We start from the raw sequence: 20,611 nt of genomic DNA, 5'->3' as shown, positions 1-20,611 counted from the left end.
CGCCAGATGCACCAGCGTGAGGCCGCTGCCGGTCAACGGGGAGTCCTCCACCGGGGGATGCGCCCGCAGCGCCTCCGCGACGACGACCGCCGCCAGCGGGAGCGCCGCCGTCCTGGGGCGCCGGGAACGGGCGCACAGGGCCGCCACGACGAAGGCGTTGACCTCCACGAGGGCGAGCCTGCCGTCCCGGGTGTCGTAGAGCCGCCCGATGTCCAGGTCGGCGAGCCGCTCCGGTACGAGATTGCCGTTGGCGACGATCGCGGCGAGCCCGAGCGCCGCGACGCACCCCGCCCACGCCGCGTACGCGCCCCACGCGCGCGGGTCCCTGTCCTTCGGCGCACCGGGGACGCGCCGGGCGAGCCAGACCGTGAACACCTCGCCCGCCTGCACGCACAGGGCGGCGAAGAGGACCGTCCGCAGGAAGGTGATCCCGGCGGTCCCCGGCGCCTGCGCCTCACCGGTGCCGCGCAGCGCGGCCGAAGGGCCGAACAGCGGGATCAGCGCGGCGATTGCCACCAGGACGAGGACGGTGACCGCGCGGCCCGCCGACGGGCGGTGGCGCGGGGCGCGGTGCGGGACGGGGGCCGGGGACATGCCCGCGGTGGCGTCGCCCCCGGACTCGGCGGTCGGTTCTGTCGGGCTCACCACAAGATCTTCACCAGACGGTCCTCGTCCGGGCAAGTCAGAAGCGGAGGGGCCGGGCGGTGACGCCGCCCGGCCCCTCCCCACGCGCGCGTACTACTTGCGCACGGCGTCCAGTGCGTCGGTCATGCCCACGCCGTAGAAGCCGTTGTTGTTCCTGCCGCCCTCGCAGACCGCGTCGACCTTGCCGTCACCGTCGATGTCGTACGGGTCGGTGCACGCGATCGCGTCCGCCTGGCGGTACAGCAGGGCCTTGATGCGGGACGCGGAGGCGTAGGGGTGCGCCGACTTCAGCAGGGCGACGACGCCCGCCGCGTGCGGGGACGCCATCGACGTACCGGCCTTGTAGCCGAACTTGCCGCCGGGCAGCGTCGACAGGATCCTGCCGTCCACGGCCGGGGCGTCCGGTGCCTGGTACTTCGTGGAGTCGCCGCCGGGCGACGCGATGTCGATGACGCCCTTGCCGTAGTTGGAGTACGACGCCTTGATGCCCTTCGCGCCGGTCGCCGAGACCGTCACGACGCCCGGGAGCTGCGAGGGGAGGTCGAGGCAGTCCCTGGTCCTGACCGTGCGCGGCACCGGGGTGGTGTCGTCGGGGCTGGAGTCGTCGAGGATCTCCTCCTGGGCGAGGTCGGTCCTGGCGTTGCCTGCCGCCGCGACGTTCACCGCGCCCTTGCGCTCGGCGTACGCGGTGGCCCTGCCCACCGCGTCGACCAGCGCCTTCTGGTCGGGGTCGGTGGTGCAGTTGAACAGCCACGGGTCGGTGTAGTAGCTGCTGTTGGTGACGTCGACACCGTGGTCGGCCGCCCACACGAAGCCGCACACGACGGCCTCCGTGTAGTACATGCCGGTCGCGGGCTCCGCCACCTTCAGGCTCGCCACCTTCACGCCGGGCGCCACGCCCGTGATGCCGGTGCCGTTCTTCGCTGCGGCGATCGTGCCCGCCACGTGCATGCCGTGGTCGCTCTCGCCGGTGACCGGACGCCAGGCGTCGCCCTTCTGGACGGGCACGCCGCCCAGGCAGCTGGCCGACGCCCGCCGGTCGAAGTTGGGCGCGATGTCGGGGTGGGTGTCGTCGACCCCGGAGTCGAGCACGCCGACCGTGACGTGGCGGCTGCCGAGCGAGATCTTGTGCGCCTTGTCCGCCTTCATGGCGGGCAGGTCCCACTGGAGGGGTTCGAGCTCGTCCTGGCCCGCCGACGCCTTGCCCGCGGCGGCCCTGGCCTCGGCGGCGGTCAGCGGCCGCTCGGACTCCAGGGCGTCGTCGGCCTGCGCGGAGAGCGGTGCGGTGCGGGTCGCGCCCGCCGACTGCACACCGCGCGCCTCGCGGATCTTCTTCGCGAAGTCCGGGTCGGCCGAGTGCACGACGATGACGCCGATGCGGTCGTACGCGATGACGACCTTGCCGCCCGCCTTGGCGATGGCCCGCTCGGCGAACCTGGCGGACGCCTTGCCCGGACGGACGTTCACCACATAGCTCAGCGACTCCCCGTCGGCCGCGGCGGCCTTGGAGAGGGCGGTTGCCGAGGCCGGGGCGTCCGGCAGCGCGGCGGGCCGCGCCGACGCCGAACCCGGCAGGAAGGCGACGGCGGAGACCACCGCGAGGCCGAGGGGCAGGGCGAGCGCCTTGCGGGAGCGCGGCAGGGCGGTGCTGGTGCTGTGGAACCGGTTCACGTTCTCTTCCCCCGTCACTTCTTCTTCACGGCGGCGAGCGCGTCGACCAGACCGCTGCCGTAGAAGCCGTTCTTGTCCTTGCCACCGCTCTCGCAGACCGCGTCGACGTCGCCGTCACCGTCCGGGTCGTACGGCGTCGCCGGGCACTCCAGGCGGTCGGCCTGGGCCTTCAGGAGCCGCTGGAGCTCGGCGGGGCCCGCCTTGGGGTGCGTGGACTTCAGCAGGGCCGCGACGCCCGCCGCGTGCGGCGCCGCCATCGAGGTGCCGCGGAGCCAGCCGTACTCGCCGCCCGGCATGGTGGAGAGGATGTTGCCGTTCTTGGAGGGGGTGTCCGTCGGGAGCTGGTAGCGGTCGCCGCCCGGCGCCGTGACGTCGACGACGCCCTTGCCGTAGCTGGAGTACGACGACTTCAGGTTCCGCACGCCCGTCGCGCTGGTGGTGACGACGCCCGGGAGCTGCGTGGGCACGTCGAGGCACTCGCTGGGGTCGATGGTGCGGGTCACCGGCGTGGAGTCGTCGGGGCTGGAGGAGTCCACGATGGCGTCGGAGGCCAGGTCGTGGTTGGAGTTGCCCGCGGACGCGACGTTGAGGGTGCCCTTCCTCTGGGCGTACAGCTGGGCGCGGTTGACCGCGTCGAGGATCGCCTTCTGGTCCGGGTCGTCCTTGCAGTTGTACAGCCACGGGTCCACGTAGTAGCTGTTGTTGGTGATCTCGACGCTGTGCTCGGCGGCGAACACGAAGGCGCAGACCACGTTCTCCGGGTAGAACAGCTCGTCGACCGGGTCGGCCACCTTGATGCCCGCGATCTTCACGCCGGGCGCCACGCCCGCCACTCCGACGCCGTTGCGCGCGGCGCCGATCTCACCGGCGACGTGGGTGCCGTGGTAGTGGTCCTTGTTCGCCGGGCGCCAGGCTCCGGCGGAGGTGTCGGCGACGCCGCCGACACAGCTCGCGGACTGCGCGGGCGAGAAGTTCGGGGCGAGGTCCGGGTGGGTGTCGTCGACGCCGGTGTCGATGACGGCGACGGTCACCTTCCTGCTGCCCGGGTTGATCTTCGCCGCCTTGTCGGCGCCGATCGCCCGGAGGTCCCACTGGTCGGCCTCCATCGGCTCGGCGCCCGGCGCGGCGCTCCGCTTCAGGGCCCTGGCGTCGGCCTTGGATATCAGCTCCGCCCTGCCGTCGTCCGTGGTGCCCGCCGACTTCAGCGGCGAGGTGTGCGTGGCGCCCGCCGACTGGACGCCGCGCACCTTGCGTATCCGCTCGCCGAAGGCGGGGTCGGCGGAGTGCGCGACGATGACGCCGATCTTCTCGTGCGTCACCACGACGGAGCCGCCGGCCCTGGCTATCGCCCGTTTCACGGAGGCGAGGGTCTTGCGGTCCGCGCGGGTGTTGACGACGTACGCGAAGACGGGGGCGTCCTCCGCGGGCTTCGCCGACACGGCGGCGGGGGCGGCGTCGGTGGCGGCCGAGGCGGCGCCGGGCACGAAGCCGACCGAGGCGGCGAGTGCGACGCCGAGGGGCACGATCAGCGCCGCGCGACGTCTGGAACGCAGATGAGCCATGGGATCTCCACATCATCCGGAGGAGGAGGACCGCACGCGGAATCGCATACGGAAACTGCCCGAACACAGACGCGCTCGGGCAGGTACATGACGGGTCGTTCAGGGTGAAGCTAACCCGGAAACTCCCAGGCCATCAATGACCTGATGAAGAAACCGGCCGGTTCGGCCACGTCGCCCACGACGCGAAGACGTTGAGCAGACAACGGAAGCAACATCAACCCCCTGTCGGATCACGTCCCATGGCCTTAGCATCGCCAACCGTGGCTTCACGTGATCCGCGTCACGCCGGAATGTGAGACGTCCACACGCTGATGGAAAAACTGTCCGTCCCCACCGCACCCGCCCCACGAGGAGACTCCGTGGCCACCGACGCACCGCCCCCTTCCACGGGTGGCGCAGGAAACGATCCCGCTCCCCACGCGCCCTCCACGGAGGAGTTCGTCCAGGTGCAGGAGAGCGCGGACTTCGGTGAACTGCGCCGCTCGCACCGCTCGTTCGCCTTCCCGCTCACCGTCGCCTTCATCGCCTGGTACCTCGTGTACGTCCTGCTCTCCAACTACGCGGGCGGCTTCATGGGCACCAAGCTCTTCGGCAACATCAACGTCGCCCTGGTACTCGGCCTCGGGCAGTTCCTGACCACCTTCCTCATCGCCTGGTTCTACTCCCGGCACGCCGCCGCGAAGCTCGACCCCAAGGCCGAGGCGATCAAGTCCCGTATGGAGCACCGCATGGAGACCCGCACGGAGGGCGACGCATGAGCCCCGCGCACACCGCCGTCATCGAGCTCGCGGCGGCGTCCGACGCCTCCGAGCACCGGACGCTGATCATCAGCCTCTTCGCGGCCTTCGTCGTCGCGACGCTGTGCATCACCGTCTGGGCGGGCCGGCAGACCAAGAGCGCCGCCGACTTCTACGCGGGCGGCCGCCAGTTCACCGGCTTCCAGAACGGCCTCGCGATCTCCGGCGACTACATGTCCGCCGCGTCCTTCCTCGGCATCGCGGGCGCCATCGCCCTCTTCGGCTACGACGGCTTCCTGTACTCCATCGGCTTCCTGGTCGCCTGGCTGGTCGCGCTGCTCCTGGTCGCCGAGCCGCTGCGCAACTCCGGGCGCTACACGATGGGCGACGTCCTCGCGTACCGCATGCGCCAGCGCCCGGTCCGCACGGCCGCGGGCACCTCCACCATCGTGGTCTCGATCTTCTACCTGCTCGCGCAGATGGCGGGCGCGGGTGTCCTCGTCTCGCTGCTGCTCGGCATCACCTCCGACGCGGGCAAGATCCTCATCGTCGCCCTGGTCGGCGTCCTGATGATCGTCTACGTCACCATCGGCGGCATGAAGGGCACCACCTGGGTGCAGATGGTCAAGGCCGTCCTGCTCATCGCGGGCACGGTGCTCATCACCTTCCTGATCCTGCTGAAGTTCAACTTCAACGTCTCCGACCTGCTCGGCACCGCCGCCTCCAACAGCGGCCAGGGCTCGAAGTTCCTGGAGCCCGGCCTGAAGTACGGCGCGACCGGCACCTCCAAGCTCGACTTCATCTCGCTCGGCATCGCCCTGGTCCTCGGCACCGCGGGACTCCCGCACATCCTGATCCGCTTCTACACCGTGCCCACGGCCAAGGCCGCCCGTAAGTCCGTGAACTGGGCGATCGGCATCATCGGTGCCTTCTACCTGATGACCATCGTGCTCGGCTTCGGCGCCGCGGCCCTGCTCAAGCCGGCCGACATCATCGCCTCCAACAAGGCGGGCAACACCGCGGCGCCGCTCGCCGCCCTGGAGATCGGCGGCGGCGGTGACTCCACCGGCGGCGCGATCCTGCTCGCGGTGATCTCCGCGGTCGCCTTCGCCACGATCCTCGCGGTCGTCGCGGGCCTGACCCTGGCCTCCTCCTCGTCCTTCGCGCACGACATCTACGCCAACGTCATCCGCAAGGGCAAGGCCACCGAGAAGGAGGAGATGAAGGCCGCCCGCTGGGCCACCGTCTTCATCGGTGTCGTCTCCATCGCCCTCGGCGCGCTCGCCCGCGACCTCAACGTCGCCGGTCTGGTCGCCCTCGCCTTCGCGGTCGCGGCCTCCGCGAACCTGCCCACGATCCTGTACAGCCTCTTCTGGAAGCGGTTCACCACCCAGGGGGCGCTCTGGTCCATCTACGGCGGTCTGATCGCCGCCGTCGGCCTCGTCCTCTTCTCGCCGGTCGTCTCCGGCAAGCCGACGTCGATGTTCCCCGACGCGAACTTCGACTTCTTCCCGCTGGAGAACCCGGGCCTGATCTCCATCCCGCTCGGCTTCGTCCTCGGCTGGCTCGGCTCGCTCCTCTCCAAGGAGGAGCCCGACAAGGGCAAGTACGCCGAGCTGGAGGTCAAGTCCCTCACCGGCGTCGGAGCCCACTGACGGGGCCTGGTTCACCTGCCCGCAGCGGCCGCGTCGTAGAGTCCTACGACGCGGCCGCACCGTTCCTCGTGGCAAATGGCCCATGAGGTTGTCAGAGGCGTCGCGTAAGGTCGAAAGCAGTGGACCCATTGCATCCAACCGCCGGGGAGGGGGCCGCAGTGCTCATCGACACCTATGGCCGTGTAGCCACTGACCTGCGCGTATCGCTGACCGACCGCTGCAACCTGCGCTGTACGTACTGCATGCCGGAAGAGGGCCTTCAATGGCTCGCCAAGCCCGACCTGCTCACGGACGACGAGATCGTCCGCCTCGTGCGGATCGCCGTCACCCGGCTGGGGGTGACCGAGGTCCGCTTCACCGGCGGTGAGCCGCTCCTGCGCCCCGGCCTCGTGGGCATCGTGGAGCGCTGCGCCCAGCTGGAGCCCCGCCCCCGGATGTCCCTGACGACGAACGGCATCGGTCTCAAGCGCACCGCCGAGGCCCTCAAGGCCGCGGGCCTCGACCGGGTCAATGTCTCGCTCGACACGCTGCGCCCCGACGTCTTCAAGACGCTCACCAGGCGCGACCGCCACAAGGACGTCATCGAGGGCCTCGAAGCGGCCCGCGACGCGGGCCTCACCCCGGTCAAGGTCAACACCGTCCTGATGCCGGGCCTGAACGACGACGAGGCCCCCGACCTGCTGTCCTGGGCCGTGGAGAACGACTACGAACTCCGCTTCATCGAGCAGATGCCCCTCGACGCCCAGCACGGCTGGAAGCGCGACGGCATGATCACCGCGGGTGACATCCTGGAGTCCCTGCGCACCCGCTTCGAGCTCACCGAGGAGGGCTCCGCGGAGCGCGGCTCCGCGCCCGCCGAGCGCTGGATCGTGGACGGCGGCCCGCACCGCGTCGGCGTCATCGCCTCGGTGACCCGCCCCTTCTGCTCGGCCTGCGACCGCACCCGCCTTACCGCCGACGGCCAGGTCCGCACCTGCCTCTTCGCCACCGAGGAGACCGACCTGCGCGGCGCCCTGCGCGCGGCCCCCGAGGACAGCGAGGGCGGCTCGGACGAGGAGATCGCCCGCATCTGGAAGACCGCGATGTGGGGCAAGAAGGCAGGCTCGGGCCTGGACGACCCCACCTTCCTCCAGCCGGAGCGGCCCATGTCGGCGATCGGCGGCTGAGCGCGGAGCCGACGGACATTCCGCTGCTCACAGCGGGGGAATGACGGAATTGGCTTAACCCATGGGGTGCGCCCGCTGTACCATTCCCAGGGTCACGAGCGGTTCTCGCCGCCCATGACGAAGGGCCCCGCTCCTGCCAGAGCAAGGCCCTTCGCGCAGTAATCACAAGCCCGGTCGCCTAAGACTCGACCGGGCTTGCTGCGTGTACAGCGCCGGTCGCGACCGTCTTGGGTGGGCGTCCTACTGGACGAACTGCCCCACACATCCGGTGATCGCTACGAGTAAGCCGAGCAATCCGATGTAGACCTGCCACTTCTCGGGGCCTGTCCAGGAGCTGCGCGGCTTCCGGGGACGATCATTCACTTGTTTCACCCCCCTCCACCATGACAATGGCCGCACGGAACCACACACAGGTGGTCTGGTGAGGGTCCGCCACTCCGACGGGGGACGCGGAGCGCGTACGAAGTATGTCACGGAGGGTCCGGCGACCGGCATCGGAAAAGCACGATTGATCTGAGCTTTTCTTGAGCTTTCCAGGTCAAACGCGGTCCGGAACGGCTCTGCGCGGCTTGGGAGTTGCGGTTCCGCTCAGCTCTGCGCGGCCTCGGCGCCGCCGCCGCGGGACTCCCACTCGGCCAGCGTCACGACATCCTTCAGCATGCCTCGTACGCCGAGGAACTGGGAGAGGTGTTCGCGGTGGTCGTCGCAGGCCAGCCAGGTCTTGCGACGGTCCGGAGTGTGGATCTTCGGGTTGTTCCACGCGAGCACCCAGACCGCGTCCGAGCGGCAGCCCTTCGCGGAACAGATCGGCTTCTCGTCACTCACAGTTCGCGTCCAAGCGTCCAGAACAAGGCGACGCCGAGCAGCCACGGGGGGAGCTGCCCGGCGTCGGTCTGTCGCTCCGACGGGGGATGCGGAGCGCGTACGAAGTATGTCATGCAGGACCCGGTGACTGGCACCTGAACTACATGATTGCCTTGAGCTTTATTTGAGCTTGGCGCATCGTCGACGGTCAGGCTTTCTCGCGCGCCGCGCCCCGCCGCTGGTCATACGCGGCGCCCGAGGGATCTTCCGGGACGGATTCCGCGGGACCGGCCGCCACGGGCGGCGCCAGCATTGGCCGAGAAGGGGTGGGTACGAACGTCGAGGGGAGAGCGGGGTTGCTCTCCCGCCCCGCGTTGGCGATGACCACGGAGATGTAGGGCAGCAGCACGCCGAGGACCAGCGCCACGAGGGCCACGTGCCGCTCCACGTTCCAGAGCGCGGCCGCGGCGACGACGGACACGGTCCGCACCGACATCGAGATCACATACCGGCGCTGCCGGCCCCGCACGTCCTCCGCGAGCCCCTGCCGGGCACCCGTGATCCGGAAGACCTGGCCACCGCTCTGCTTCCGCATCACGTTCCACCACCCTGTCCGCTGTGCCGGACTCTCCCCGGTATCTGCCCCGGTCCGGCCCGTTCCACGTTACGCCTGGGCTGCGCCGCCGACGAGACCGGGGGCGGCCTCTCCTCGGTGTGAACGCTGCGCCGTGCCACGTATGGAGCCGCCCGACATGCGCCGTACGGAGTACAGGCCGACACTGGCCGTAATGCTCACGTAGAGCCGTACAAGGAGGCAGCTATGGGCTGGTTGTGGGCGATCATCGTGGGATTCGTGCTGGGGCTGCTCGCCAAGGCGATCCTGCCCGGCAAGCAGCACAGTCCGCTCTGGCTCACCACGGTGTTCGGCATCATCGGAGCCGTCCTGGGCAACTGGCTCGCGACCCAGTTCGGCATCAACGAGACCAAGGGCATCGACTGGGGCCGCCACGCGCTGCAATTGGTCGCGGCGCTCGTCGTCGTCGGCGTCGGCGACGCGATCTACAAGTCGATCCGGGGCAACAGACGCACGGCTTAGCCGTGCGCCCCACGGTGAAGGCCCGGCCCCCCGAGCGGGGAGCCGGGCCTTCACCGTGCGCGGAGCGACCACGTACGGAACGGGCGGATCAGGCCGCCGCACCCCCGGTGACCTCGACCGCGGCCAGGTTCTTCTTGCCGCGGCGCAGCACGAGCCAGCGCCCGTGCAGCAGGTCCCCGGCGGCGGGCACGGCGTCCTCGGCGGTGACCTTGACGTTGTTCACGTAGGCACCGCCCTCCTTGACCGTGCGCCGGGCGGCGGACTTGCTCGCCACCAGGCCGACCTCGGCGAGCAGGTCCACGACCGGGCCCGGCTCGGCGACCTCGACGCGCGGCAGCTCCGAGAGGGCCGCGGCCAGCGTCGCCTCGTCCAGGTCCGCGAGGTCGCCCTGGCCGAAGAGGGCCTTGGACGCGGCGATGACCGCGGCGCACTGATCGGCGCCGTGCACCAGCGTCGTCAGCTCCTCGGCGAGCGCGCGCTGGGCGGCGCGCGCCTGCGGACGCTCCTCGGTCTGCTTCTCGATCTCCTCCAGCTCCTCGCGGCTCTTGAAGGAGAGGATCCGCATGTAGGTGGAGATGTCCCGGTCGTCCACGTTCAGCCAGAACTGGTAGAACGCGTACGGCGTCGTCATCGCCGGGTCGAGCCAGATGGCGCCGCCCTCGGTCTTGCCGAACTTGGTGCCGTCCGCCTTCACCATCAGCGGCGTGGCCAGCGCGTGCACCGTGGCGTCCGGCTCCAGGCGGTGGATGAGGTCGATGCCCGCCGTGAGGTTGCCCCACTGGTCGCTGCCGCCCTGCTGGAGGGTGCAGCCGTAGCGCCGGTAGAGCTCCAGGAAGTCCATGCCCTGGAGGAGCTGGTAGCTGAACTCGGTGTACGAGATTCCCTCCTGCGACTCCAGGCGCCGCGCCACGGAGTCCTTGGTCAGCATCTTGTTCACGCGGAAGTGCTTGCCGATGTCCCGCAGGAACTCGATCGCGGACATCCCCGCGGTCCAGTCGAGGTTGTTGACCATCACCGCGGCGTTCTCGCCCTCGAAGGACAGGAACGGCTCGATCTGCCTGCGCAGCCGGGCCACCCAGTTCGCGACCGTCTCCGGGTCGTTCAGGGTGCGCTCGGCGGTCGGCCGCGGGTCGCCGATCTGCCCCGTGGCCCCGCCCACCAGGGCCAGCGGGCGGTGCCCCGCCTGCTGGAGCCTGCGCACGGTGAGGACCTGCACGAGGTGTCCGACGTGCAGGCTCGCCGCGGTCGGGTCGAAGCCGCAATAGAACGTGACGGGACCGTCCGCGAGCGCCTTGCGCAGTGCGTCCTCATCGGTGGACAGGGAGAAGAGTCCCCGCCACTTCAGCTCGTCGACGATGTCCGTCACGGTCTCGTGTCTCCTTGGGTGTGCTTACACAGTGCACGTGGGTGCAGGGTCCGAGGTTATACGCCCTGGCTGACCGAACTCATATTGAAGTCCGGGACGCGGAGCGCGGGCATCGCGGCCCGGGTGAAGTAGTCGCCCCATTCGCGCGGCAGTGTCCGCTCCGTGCGGCCCGCCTCGGTCGCCCGGCCGAGCAGGTCCACGGGCGATTCGTTGAACCGGAAGTTGTTCACCTCGCCCACGACCTCGCCGTTCTCCACGAGGTACACGCCGTCCCTGGTCAGCCCGGTGAGCAGCAGGGTCGCCGGGTCCACCTCGCGGATGTACCAGAGGCAGGTGAGCAGCAGCCCGCGCTCCGTGGCCGCGACCATCTCATCGAGGGAGCGTTCGCCGCCCCCGTCGAGGATGAGGTTGTCGATCGCGGGCGTCACCGGCCGGCCGGTCAGGTCCGCGCTGTGCCTGCTGGAGACCAGGTGCGCGAGCTCGCCGCCGCTGATCCACTCCGTGGGCGCCAGCGGCAGTCCGTTGTCGAACACCGAGGAGTCACCGGTCGAGGTGTGCGCGAGGACGAACGGCGCCGACTCCAGGCCCGGCTCGTCCGGGTCGCTGCGCAGCGTCAGCGGCAGTCCGGCGATCCGCTCGCCCAGGCGCGTGGCGCCGCCCGGCTTGGAGAAGACGGTGCGGCCCTCGGCGGCGTCCCGCGCCGACGCCGACCAGTACTGGTAGATCAGCAGGTCCGCCACCGCGGTCGGCGGCAGCAGCGTCTCGTACCGCCCCGCGGGCAGGTCGACGCGGCGCTCGGCCCAGGCCAGGCGCCCGGCGAGTTCCGTGTCGAGCGCGGTGGGGTCGACGTCTTTGAAGTCACGCGTGGCCCGTCCCGCCCACGCCGACCTCGTGCGGTCCGGCGACTTGGCGTTGACCTCCAGGGTGCCGTTCGGCTGGTCGTGCCGCAGGCGCAGGCCGGTGGAGGTGCCGACGTAGCTCGACACGTACTCGTGGTTGGCGAAGCCGTACAGCTCACGGCCGCCCGCGCGGGCGGCCGCGAAGGCCTCCCCGAGTGCCGGGGCGAAGTCGGCGAAGACGGCGGAGGAGGTCTCCACCGGGGCGTCGGTGAAGCCGGGGGAGGCGGCGGTGCCGGTCACCAGCGGCCGTGCGTCCTCGGCGGGCCCGGCCCCGCGCGCGGCCTCCTCGGCGGCGCGCACCAGCGGCTCCAGGTCGTCCGCGGAGACCGCCGAGCGCGACACGACGCCGGACGCGGTGCCCTCCTTGCCGTCGACCGTGGCGATGACGGTGAGGGTGCGGCCGCGGGTGACGCCGTTGGTGGTCAGGGCGTTGCCCGCCCAGCGCAGGTTGGCCGTGGACTCCTCGTCGGCGATCACGACGCAGCCGTCGGCGGTGGACAGCTCAAGAGCGCGCTCGACGATCTCGTGCGGCCTGGCGGTACCGGAGGGACGATTGTTGCGCGAGGTCATCGACCCGCCTCCTGCGTCGTGTTGAGGATGTTGACGCCCCGGAACAGGGCGGACGGGCAGCCGTGCGAGACCGCGGCGACCTGCCCCGGCTGCGCCTTGCCGCAGTTGAAGGCGCCGCCGAGCACATACGTCCCCGGGCCGCCGACCGCGGCCATGGAGCCCCAGAAGTCGGTGGTCGTCGCCTGGTAGGCGACGTCGCGGAGCTGCCCGGCGAGCCGCCCGTTCTCGATCTTGTAGAAGCGCTGCCCGGTGAACTGGAAGTTGTACCGCTGCATGTCGATCGACCAGGACCGGTCGCCGACCACGTAGATGCCCCGGTCGACGCCCGCGATCAGGTCCTCGGTGGAGAGCCCCCCGGGATCCGGCTGGAGCGACACGTTCGCCATGCGCTGCACCGGGACATGGCCGGGGGAGTCGGCGTACGCGCAGCCGTTGGAGCGCTCGAAGCCGGTGAGCCTCGCGATGCGCCGGTCGAGCTGGTAGCCGACCAGGGTGCCGTCCTTGACCAGGTCCCACGACTGCCCCGCCACGCCCTCGTCGTCGTAGCCGATGGTCGCGAGGCCGTGCTCGGCCGTACGGTCGCCCGTCACGTTCATCAGCGACGAGCCGTAGGCGAGTTTGCCGAGCTGGTCGAAGGTGGCGAACGAGGTGCCCGCGTACGCCGCCTCGTAGCCGAGGGCGCGGTCGAGCTCGGTGGCGTGGCCGATGGACTCGTGGATCGTCAGCCAGAGGTTGGAGGGGTCCACGACGAGGTCGTAGGCGCCCGCCCGCACGCTCGGTGCCCGCATCTTTTCCGCCAACAGCCCGGGAATGCGCTCCAGCTCGCCCTGCCAGTCCCAGCCGGTCCCGGTGAGGTACTCCCAGCCCCGCCCGACCGGCGGCGCCAGCGTGCGCATGGAGTCGAACTCACCGCTCGACTCGTCCACCGCGACCGCTGTGAACTGCGGATGCAGCCTGACCCGCTGCTGCGTGGTCACCGTGCCCGCCGTGTCCGCGTAGAACTTGTTCTCGTGCACGGTGAGCAGCGAGGCGTCCACGTGCGCGACACCGTCGGCGGCGAGCAGCCGCGCGCTCCAGTCGGCGAGCAGCCCCGCCTTCTCCTCGTCGGGCACCGAGAAGGGGTCGATCTCGTAGGAGGAGACCCAGGTCTTGTCGGCGTGCACGGGCTCGTCCGCGAGCTCCACCCGCTCCTCGGACCCCGCCGCCCTGATCACCTGGGCGCTGAGCTTGGCCATCGCCACGGCTTGCGAGGCGACCCTGGCCGCCGCGTCCATCGTGAGGTCGACACCCGAGGCGAATCCCCAGGTCCCGCCGTGCACCACCCGCACCGCGTACCCGAGGTCCGTGGTGTCGGAGGTGCCGGACGGCCTGGCATCGCGCAGGCGCCAGGAGGCGCCGCGGACCCGCTCCAGGCGGAAGTCCGCGTGATCGGCGCCGAGCGCACGCGCGCGGGCGAGCGCGGCGTCGGCGAGAGCCCGCAGCGGCAGCGCCGTGAAGGCTTCATCGATGGAATGAGGCACGGAGGTCTCCCTGCTGTCGGCTCCGGTCGGCTCCGGTGGGATCCGATGATGACCCGCGGGACGGCTCCAGGGCCAGACCTTTCTGTAGGGACCCGACAGGGAGTCCTCCTAGCCACTGTGGGGCGCCGATTCTCCGTATCGCGGAAGGTACCGATAGGTTTTCGAGGTACCAGACCGCTATCGAAAGGGTGATCCGTTGAGCCGCTCGGTTCTCGTCACCGGAGGAAACCGGGGCATCGGCCTCGCCATCGCCCGCGCTTTCGCCGACGCCGGCGACAAGGTCGCGATCACCTTCCGCTCGGGTGAGCCGCCGAAGGCCCTCACCGACGCCGGGGTCCTCGCCGTCAAGTGCGACATCACCGATGCCGAGCAGGTGGAGCAGGCCTACAAGGAGATCGAGGACAAGCACGGGAACGTAGAGGTCCTGGTCGCCAACGCGGGCATCACCAAGGACCAGCTCCTGATGCGCATGACCGAGGAGGACTTCACGTCCGTCCTCGACACCAACCTCACCGGCACCTTCCGCGTCGTCAAGCGGGCCAACCGCGGCATGCTGCGGGCCAGGAAGGGCCGCGTCGTGCTGATCTCCTCCGTCGTGGGCCTCTACGGCGGCCCCGGGCAGGCCAATTACGCCGCCTCCAAGGCCGGTCTGGTCGGCTTCGCGCGCTCGCTCGCCCGTGAGCTGGGCTCGCGCAACCTCACCTTCAACGTCGTCGCGCCCGGTTTTGTCGACACCGACATGACCAAGGTGCTGACGGAGGAGCAGCGCAAGGGCATCGTCGCTCAGGTGCCGCTCGGCCGCTACGCGCAGCCCGAGGAGATCGCCGCCGCGGTGAAGTTCCTCGCGTCCGACGACGCCTCGTACATCACTGGAGCCGTCATCCCCGTTGACGGCGGATTGGGCATGGGTCACTGATCACCATGAGCGGAATCCTCGACGGCAAGCGCATCCTCATCACCGGTGTGCTCCTGGAGTCCTCGATCGCCTTCCACGCGGCCAAGGTCGCCCAGGAGCAGGGCGCCGAGATCATCCTGACCGCGTTCCCGCGGCCCACCCTCACCGAGCGCATCGCCAAGAAGCTCCCCAGGCCCGCCAAGGTCATCGAGCTCGACGTGACCAACCAGGAGCACCTCGACCGCCTCGCGGGCGTCGTCAAGGACGAGCTCGGCGGCCTCGACGGCGTCGTGCACTCCATCGGCTTCGCGCCGGAGGGAGCCTTCAACTTCCTGGAGGCCAGCTTCGAGGACGTCTCGACGGCGATGCACGTCTCCGCGTACTCCCTGAAGTCGCTCACCATGGCCTGCCGCCCGCTCTTCGAGGACGGTGCCTCGGTCGTCGGCCTCACCTTCGACGCGCAGTACGCCTGGCCCAAGTACGACTGGATGGGCCCGGCCAAGGCCGCCCTGGAGGCCACCAGCCGCTACCTCGCCCGTGACCTGGGCAAGGAGAACATCCGCTGCAACCTGATCTCCGCGGGCCCGATCGGCTCCATGGCGGCCAAGTCCATCCCGGGCTTCGCCGACCTCGCGGACGTCTGGAACACCCGCTCCCCGCTGGACTGGGACATGGCCGACCCCGAGCCCGCGGGCCGCGGCATCGTCGCCCTGCTCTCGGACTTCTTCCCGAAGACCACCGGCGAGATCGTCCACGTCGACGGCGGCGTCCACATGATGGGTGCCTGACCGGCTCCTCCCGTACGAGGCGTGCGGCCCCGTCCCCCGCGGTGCGCGGGAGGCGGGGCCTCACCCGTTCGGCTCCCGGGCCGGGCGGCGGCGGGGCAGTGGCGCGCATGGTGGAGTGTGCGCCTCTCCGGTGCGGTGCTCGCCGCTCTCGCCCTGCTGGTCGCCGTGCCCACCGGCGCCGCGTCCCTCGCCGGTGACGGCCATCGGGACAGGGAGCGGCCACGGCCCTTCGGCTCGGAGTGCCGCACCGGGATCAGCGGCTCCAACGTCGTCGCCTACTGCCACAACCCCTACCCCGAAACAGACCACGTCCGCCTGCACGTGGAGTGCGACCGGTGGTGGGACATCGACGTCGACAGCGCCCCGACCGACGCGGGGCCCGCGCAGACCGTGCGGCTGACCGGGCGGTGCTGGAAAGAGGTCCGCTCGGCCTGGGTCAGCCACGAGAAGTGAGGGGTGCCGCCGGGGGCGGTCACTCCTCGCCGCGCGCCCCGCTGAACCGCTCGGGGCGGCACATGAAGGGGTAGCTCGCCGCCTCGCTCTGCGCGGCCTCGGTGTCCCGCTCCCGGATCGCCTCGACCAGCCTGGCGTGGTCCATGTGCGACTCGGGACTGAGATCCTCGCCGATGTCGTCCCGCAGCCAGTCCCGCATGACCTCGCCCAGGTCCGCGTAGAGGGCCGTCATGACGTCGTTGTGCGACGCGGCCACCACGGCCATGTGGAACGTGGCGTCGGCGGTCACGAACTCCTCCGCGTCCCCCGACGCCCAGGCCTCCTCACGCCGTACGAGGAGCGCGTCGAGCTGCTTGAGGTCGCGTTCGGTGCGGCGCCGGGCGGCGAGCTCGGCGGCGCTCGACTCCAGCGTGCTGCGCAGCTCGGCGATGTGCCGGGGGTCCGCGTCGGCGAACCTGCGCTGCATCACGCCCGCCAGCTCACTGGTCGCCACCACGAAGGTGCCCGAGCCCTGCCGGATGTCGAGCAGGCCGTTGTGCGCGAGCGCCCGCACCGCCTCCCTGACCGTGTTCCGCGCCACGCCCAGCTGCTCGACCAGCTCGGGCTCGGTGGGGATGCGGGAGCCGACCGGCCACTCGCCCGAGGAGATCTGGTTGCGCAGCTCGGAGATGACCTGTTCGGAGAGCGCCGAGCGGCGAGGAGTGGTCAGCGGCATGACGGTCCTTCGTACGGGGCGGGGTGCCGGGATCGGGGTGCTGTGGAGGCGGCGGCCGCCGCCCTGGACGCGGGGCCGCTCCGGACTGTGACGCGATCGGATTGGACAGCCAATCATCCCATGATTCTATGATGGCCCCATGGCTAGCGAGGACACCGGGACGATGGCAAGGACAGCGACAGTGAAGCGCACCGACGCGGCGGCGGACGCGGGGCAGGCGAAACAGGCCCCCACGCGCGCGTGGGCGACGCGACTGATCACCGTAGGCATCGTCCTCGCGGCCCTCAACCTCCGCCCGGCCATCACCAGCCTCGGCGCGCTGCTCGAAGAGGTCCGCGACGGCCTCGGCATGAACGGCACCCTCGCCGGACTGCTCACCTCCGTGCCCCCGCTCTGCTTCGCCGTCTTCGGCGTGATGGCGCCCCGCTTCGCCCGGCGTTTCGGGCCCAGCGCGGTCGTCTGCGTCGGCATGGCCGCCATCGCCGCGGGCCTCGTCATACGCCCCTTCATCGGCGGCACGGCGGGCTTCCTCGCCGCCACCGCGCTCGCCCTCATGGGCATCGCGGTCAGCAACGTCCTGATGCCGGTCATCGTCAAGCGCTGGTTCCCCGACCGGGTCGGCTCCATGACCGGCCTGTACTCGATGGCCCTCGCGCTCGGCACCTCACTCGCCGCGGCCCTCACGGTCCCGATGACCGACGCGCTCGGCGGGCGCTGGCAGACCGGGCTCGCCGTCTGGGCATCGCTCGCGGTCGTCGCCGTCGTGCCGTGGATCCCGCTCGTCCGCGAACCGGGCACGGCCTCCGCCGCCCCCGAGCACGTCAGCACCGCCGTCCGCCAGGAGGACGCCGGACTGCGCATCACCCACAGCCGCACGGCGTGGGCACTCGCCGTCTTCTTCGGGCTCCAGGCCACGGCCGCGTACATCACGATGGGCTGGATGCCGCAGATCTTCCGGGACGCCGGGGTGCCCGCGGGCGAGGCGGGCGTGCTGCTCGCCGTCACCATGGCCATGGGCGTGCCGCTGGCGTTCGTCATCCCGCGCGTGGCCACGCGGCTGCCCAGCCAGGGTCCTGTCGTGATCTTCCTCGGCGCCTGCGGCCTCGCCGGTTACGCGGGCCTCTTCCTCGCCCCCGCGGGCGGCGCCTGGGCCTGGGCGGTGCTGCTCGGCATCTCCAACTGCGCCTTCCCGCTCGCCCTGACCATGGTCGGCATGCGGGCCAAGAGCAGCGTGGGCGTGGCCAAGCTGTCGGCCTTCGCGCAGAGCACCGGCTATCTGATCTCGATCCCCGGCCCGCTCCTGGTGGGCGTCCTCTACGAGCACAGCGGCGGCTGGGGCCTGCCCATCGCGCTCATGGCGGGCCTGATGGTGCCGCAGATCGTCATCGGTACGCTCGCGGGCCGCAACCGCACGGTCGAGGACGAGGTGGCCGCCAGGGCGGCGCGGGCCTGACCCCACCGGCGGCCCCCGGGCAAAGGGTGCGAGACTGGCCGTATGCCCGTCCTTGACCCGAACCCCCAGAACGGCCAGAAGAAGCTGCTCATCGTGCTCGGCGCGATGCTGGCCATCACCGTGATCATCGGCATCGTCGCCTCCGTCGCCTCCCCGTGAACCGGCCCTCCCGCCGCCGCGCGGCGCGGCATGGTGGGGCTAGCACCCCTGTCCCCTAGGGGGCCAGTGTCAGGGTCAAGTGGGTGGATCACCTGATGGGTTGAGGGCCGCCGGTCGCCTAGATTCGAGTGGTGCCCGCGAGAACGCGGCACGCGGACCCGAGGACCAGGAGGCGGCATGTCGGCCCGTTCGCACACCCGGCGCGACCCCGCGGAGTCGGCCGGCGTCGAGATCCAGCTCCCCTGGTGGGCGATAGCCCTGCCCGCCGTCGCCTTCGCGGCCCTGCTCCTGCTGGTGCTGAACCCCGTGGACGCCCACGCCGCGGGCAGTGAGCCCGTCGTCACCAACCTCCTGGAGCGCGTCCAGGAGATGGTGCGGCGCATGGCCCCGTAGCCCATCTCCGGCCAGCCGTGTCACCCACGCCGGGGCACCGCGCCAACTACCCGCGCCCAGTGGCGCGTTTCATGCGAAGCTGGGATGTATGAGCGTCGCAGAACCCCGCAGGATTGTCCTCTTCCGGCATGCGAAGGCCGACTGGCCCCAGGTGGCCGACCACGAGCGGCCGCTCGCTGACCGAGGCCGCAGGGACGCCCCCGTCGCCGGACGCAAGCTGGCCGACAGCGGCATCGCCTTCGACCTGGCCCTCTGCTCCACCGCGGCCCGGACCCGCGAGACCTGGAAGCTCGCTGTCCAGGAGCTCCCGCAACGGCCGAAGACCGTCTACGAGGAGCGGCTGTACGAAGCCTCTCCCGGCGAGCTGATCGCCGTGCTCAACGAAACCCCGGACGATGTGCGCAGCGTCCTCCTGATCGGACACAACCCCGGAGTGCAGGGGCTGACCGATGTCCTCGCCGGTGACTCCGAGGGTGACGCGCAGGCCCGGCTCAACCGCCGGGGCTTCCCGACCGCCACCTTCTCCGTCCTGACGTACTCCGGCTCGTGGAAGGCGCTGGAGCCGGGCACGGCGACCCTCGTCGACTACTGGGCACCGTCCGAATAGCACACCCCGGGATCCACGCCCGCCTCGGCGCGGGCCCGCTCTACGTCCTCCACGTCCCCCTTCCCGCATCCTGTCCGTACGCAGCCGGGCCCCGCGCCACAGTGGCGCGGGGCCCGTGGGCGCATGGGGGAGGGGGTCAGTCCGCGTGGGTCTCCGCCGCCTCGACCTCTTCGCGGGTGATGCCGAGGAGATAGAGGACGGTGTCGAGGAACGGCACGTTCACCGCGGTGTGCGCGGCCTCGCGGACCACGGGCTTGGCGTTGAAGGCGACACCGAGGCCCGCCGCGTTCAGCATGTCGAGATCGTTCGCGCCGTCGCCGATCGCGACGGTCTGCTCCAGCGGGACCCCGGCCTCCTCGGCGAAGCGGCGCAGCAGCCGCGCCTTGCCCGCGCGGTCCACGATCTCTCCGGTCACCCTGCCGGTGAGTCTGCCGTCGGCGATCTCCAGGGTGTTGGCCTGGGCGAAGTCGAGGCCGAGACGTTCCTTCAGATCATCGGTGACCTGGGTGAAGCCGCCGGAGACGACACCCACCTGGTAGCCGAGGCGCTTGAGGGTGCGGATGAGGGTGCGGGCGCCCGGGGTGAGCCTGACCTCGGAGCGGACCTTGTCGACGACCGAGGCGTCGAGGCCCGCGAGCAGCTTCACGCGCGCGTGCAGGGACTGCTCGAAGTCGAGTTCGCCGCGCATCGCCGCCGCCGTCACGTCGGCGACCTCGGCCTCGCACCCGGCGTGCGCGGCGAAGAGCTCGATGACCTCGTCCTGGATGAGCGTGGAGTCGACGTCCATCACGACCAGGCGCTGCGCCCGGCGGTGCAGGCCCGCCGCGACGACCGCGACGTCCACGCCGAGCTTCGCGGCCGCTATGGCCAGGGCGGTGCGCAGGGGCTCGGTCTCGGTGCCGGACACCGCGAACTCCACGGCGGTGACCGGGTACTTGGCGAGCCGGAAGATACGGTCGATGTTGCCGCCGGTCGCGGTGATGCTGGCGGCGATGGCCGCCGTCGACTCCGAGGTCAGCGGGTGGCCGAGGACGGTCACGTGGGAACGCCCCAGGCCGCGCGGCAGGTTGTCGCCGATGCCCGAGATGATCTCGGCCTGCATCTTCATGGACTCCGCCCAGCTGTGGACGGTGGCGCGCAGGTCTCCCTCCAGGCCGGTGGGCGGCTCGGTCACGAGCGCGCACAGCACTATGCGCCCGCGGGTGACGACCTGCTCGATGTCGACCACGTCGACGGAGTAGGCGGCGAGGGTGTCGAAGAGACCGGCGGTGAGGCCGGGACGGTCCTTGCCGAAGATCTTGACGAGGAGCGTGGGGACGTCGGCGGTCTGAGGGGGCTGCGAAGCACTCATGGTGCCGCTTACGGTAGCGGCCGCTCTCCTTCTTTCGTCCCTCGGTCCGGTCCTCGGACACGTGAGCGTTGTCCGGGGTGGTCCCGGGGTCGCCTCGGGGTGGCCC

20 protein-coding genes and 1 pseudogene are annotated in these 20,611 nt (G+C 70.8%); 11 read left to right on the top strand and 10 right to left on the bottom strand.

Annotation, left to right across the window (positions count from 1 at the left end; translation table 11 throughout):
* From AB8Z36_RS05650 to AB8Z36_RS05640, 3 genes and pseudogenes are all read right to left on the bottom strand, one after another.
* Positions 1-594: pseudogene (locus AB8Z36_RS05650) on the bottom strand (hypothetical protein); the annotation flags it as partial.
* Positions 595-738: 144 nt separating this feature from the next.
* The gene (locus AB8Z36_RS05645; protein WP_369212058.1) at positions 739-2,316 is read right to left on the bottom strand and encodes a S8 family serine peptidase; all 1,578 of its coding nucleotides are present in this window, start codon (positions 2,314-2,316) and stop codon (positions 739-741) included.
* Positions 2,317-2,330: 14 nt separating this feature from the next.
* Positions 2,331-3,878 carry a S8 family serine peptidase gene (locus AB8Z36_RS05640; RefSeq protein WP_369212057.1) on the bottom strand — a complete coding sequence of 516 codons (1,548 nt, stop codon included), beginning with the start codon at positions 3,876-3,878 and terminating at the stop codon, positions 2,331-2,333.
* Between the two features lie 359 nt (positions 3,879-4,237).
* Here AB8Z36_RS05640 and AB8Z36_RS05635 point away from each other — a divergent pair, with 359 nt between their 5' ends.
* From AB8Z36_RS05635 to moaA, 3 genes are all read left to right on the top strand, one after another.
* The gene (locus tag AB8Z36_RS05635) at positions 4,238-4,636 is read left to right on the top strand and encodes a DUF485 domain-containing protein (protein WP_369212056.1); all 399 of its coding nucleotides are present in this window, start codon (positions 4,238-4,240) and stop codon (positions 4,634-4,636) included.
* Complete coding sequence (locus tag AB8Z36_RS05630; RefSeq protein WP_369212055.1) at positions 4,633-6,270, top strand: solute symporter family protein; 1,638 nt, start codon at positions 4,633-4,635, stop codon at positions 6,268-6,270. Before AB8Z36_RS05635 ends, AB8Z36_RS05630 begins: the two co-directional genes overlap by 4 nt.
* Positions 6,271-6,428: 158 nt before the next feature.
* Positions 6,429-7,436: a GTP 3',8-cyclase MoaA gene (gene moaA / locus AB8Z36_RS05625; protein WP_369212054.1), complete on the top strand. Its 1,008-nt coding sequence runs from the start codon at positions 6,429-6,431 to the stop codon at positions 7,434-7,436.
* Between the two features lie 588 nt (positions 7,437-8,024).
* On the opposite strand, the gene AB8Z36_RS05620 is transcribed toward moaA, so the two are convergent.
* Both AB8Z36_RS05620 and AB8Z36_RS05615 read right to left on the bottom strand, forming a co-directional pair.
* On the bottom strand, positions 8,025-8,261 hold the full coding sequence (locus tag AB8Z36_RS05620; protein ID WP_369212053.1) for a hypothetical protein: 237 nt from the start codon (positions 8,259-8,261) through the stop codon (positions 8,025-8,027).
* A gap of 187 nt (positions 8,262-8,448) precedes the next feature.
* Positions 8,449-8,835: a DUF3099 domain-containing protein gene (locus tag AB8Z36_RS05615; protein WP_369212052.1), complete on the bottom strand. Its 387-nt coding sequence runs from the start codon at positions 8,833-8,835 to the stop codon at positions 8,449-8,451.
* 225 nt (positions 8,836-9,060) lie between these two features.
* Between AB8Z36_RS05615 and AB8Z36_RS05610 the strand changes: the two genes are divergently transcribed.
* Complete coding sequence (locus AB8Z36_RS05610; RefSeq protein ID WP_369212051.1) at positions 9,061-9,336, top strand: GlsB/YeaQ/YmgE family stress response membrane protein; 276 nt, start codon at positions 9,061-9,063, stop codon at positions 9,334-9,336.
* Between the two features lie 88 nt (positions 9,337-9,424).
* On the opposite strand, the gene tyrS is transcribed toward AB8Z36_RS05610, so the two are convergent.
* Genes tyrS through AB8Z36_RS05595 form a run of 3 tightly spaced genes read right to left on the bottom strand, consistent with a single transcriptional unit; the run spans position 9,425 to position 13,691 of the window.
* Entirely contained in the window at positions 9,425-10,702 is a 1,278-nt protein-coding gene (gene tyrS / locus AB8Z36_RS05605; protein WP_369212050.1) for a tyrosine--tRNA ligase, read from the bottom strand.
* A gap of 56 nt (positions 10,703-10,758) precedes the next feature.
* Positions 10,759-12,171, bottom strand: coding sequence for a metallopeptidase TldD-related protein (locus tag AB8Z36_RS05600; protein ID WP_369212049.1), 1,413 nt, complete (start codon positions 12,169-12,171; stop codon positions 10,759-10,761).
* Entirely contained in the window at positions 12,168-13,691 is a 1,524-nt protein-coding gene (locus AB8Z36_RS05595; RefSeq protein ID WP_369212048.1) for a TldD/PmbA family protein, read from the bottom strand. Before AB8Z36_RS05595 ends, AB8Z36_RS05600 begins: the two co-directional genes overlap by 4 nt.
* A gap of 196 nt (positions 13,692-13,887) precedes the next feature.
* On the opposite strand from AB8Z36_RS05595, the gene fabG reads away from it, so the two are divergent.
* From fabG to AB8Z36_RS05580, 3 genes are all read left to right on the top strand, one after another.
* The gene (gene fabG / locus AB8Z36_RS05590) at positions 13,888-14,607 is read left to right on the top strand and encodes a 3-oxoacyl-[acyl-carrier-protein] reductase (RefSeq protein ID WP_369212047.1); all 720 of its coding nucleotides are present in this window, start codon (positions 13,888-13,890) and stop codon (positions 14,605-14,607) included.
* A 5-nt stretch (positions 14,608-14,612) separates the two neighbouring features.
* A complete protein-coding gene (fabI, locus tag AB8Z36_RS05585; protein ID WP_369212046.1) occupies positions 14,613-15,374 on the top strand; it encodes an enoyl-ACP reductase FabI in 762 nt (253 codons plus the stop codon).
* A gap of 117 nt (positions 15,375-15,491) precedes the next feature.
* The gene (locus AB8Z36_RS05580; protein WP_369212045.1) at positions 15,492-15,827 is read left to right on the top strand and encodes a hypothetical protein; all 336 of its coding nucleotides are present in this window, start codon (positions 15,492-15,494) and stop codon (positions 15,825-15,827) included.
* Between the two features lie 19 nt (positions 15,828-15,846).
* Here the strand turns inward: AB8Z36_RS05580 and AB8Z36_RS05575 are convergent, their stop codons facing one another.
* Positions 15,847-16,542: a FadR/GntR family transcriptional regulator gene (locus AB8Z36_RS05575; protein WP_369212044.1), complete on the bottom strand. Its 696-nt coding sequence runs from the start codon at positions 16,540-16,542 to the stop codon at positions 15,847-15,849.
* A gap of 139 nt (positions 16,543-16,681) precedes the next feature.
* Here AB8Z36_RS05575 and AB8Z36_RS05570 point away from each other — a divergent pair, with 139 nt between their 5' ends.
* The 4 genes from AB8Z36_RS05570 to AB8Z36_RS05555 all read left to right on the top strand — a co-directional run bounded on the left by AB8Z36_RS05570 (position 16,682) and on the right by AB8Z36_RS05555 (position 19,154).
* Positions 16,682-17,995: a CynX/NimT family MFS transporter gene (locus tag AB8Z36_RS05570; protein WP_369212043.1), complete on the top strand. Its 1,314-nt coding sequence runs from the start codon at positions 16,682-16,684 to the stop codon at positions 17,993-17,995.
* Between the two features lie 42 nt (positions 17,996-18,037).
* Positions 18,038-18,154, top strand: coding sequence for an SGM_5486 family transporter-associated protein (locus AB8Z36_RS05565; RefSeq protein ID WP_107102012.1), 117 nt, complete (start codon positions 18,038-18,040; stop codon positions 18,152-18,154).
* A gap of 177 nt (positions 18,155-18,331) precedes the next feature.
* Positions 18,332-18,547, top strand: a complete 216-nt coding sequence (locus AB8Z36_RS05560) for a hypothetical protein (protein ID WP_369212042.1) — start codon at positions 18,332-18,334, stop codon at positions 18,545-18,547.
* Positions 18,548-18,635: 88 nt separating this feature from the next.
* Complete coding sequence (locus tag AB8Z36_RS05555; RefSeq protein ID WP_369212041.1) at positions 18,636-19,154, top strand: SixA phosphatase family protein; 519 nt, start codon at positions 18,636-18,638, stop codon at positions 19,152-19,154.
* Between the two features lie 136 nt (positions 19,155-19,290).
* On the opposite strand, the gene serB is transcribed toward AB8Z36_RS05555, so the two are convergent.
* Positions 19,291-20,505, bottom strand: a complete 1,215-nt coding sequence (gene serB, locus AB8Z36_RS05550) for a phosphoserine phosphatase SerB (RefSeq protein ID WP_369212040.1) — start codon at positions 20,503-20,505, stop codon at positions 19,291-19,293.
* Positions 20,506-20,611 lie beyond the last annotated feature (106 nt).

This window comes from Streptomyces flavofungini (assembly GCF_041028215.1).
GTDB lineage: Bacteria > Actinomycetota > Actinomycetes > Streptomycetales > Streptomycetaceae > Streptomyces > Streptomyces flavofungini_B.
Note: the sequence above shows the minus strand (reverse complement) of the source record. Positions and strands in the feature narration are given on the sequence as shown.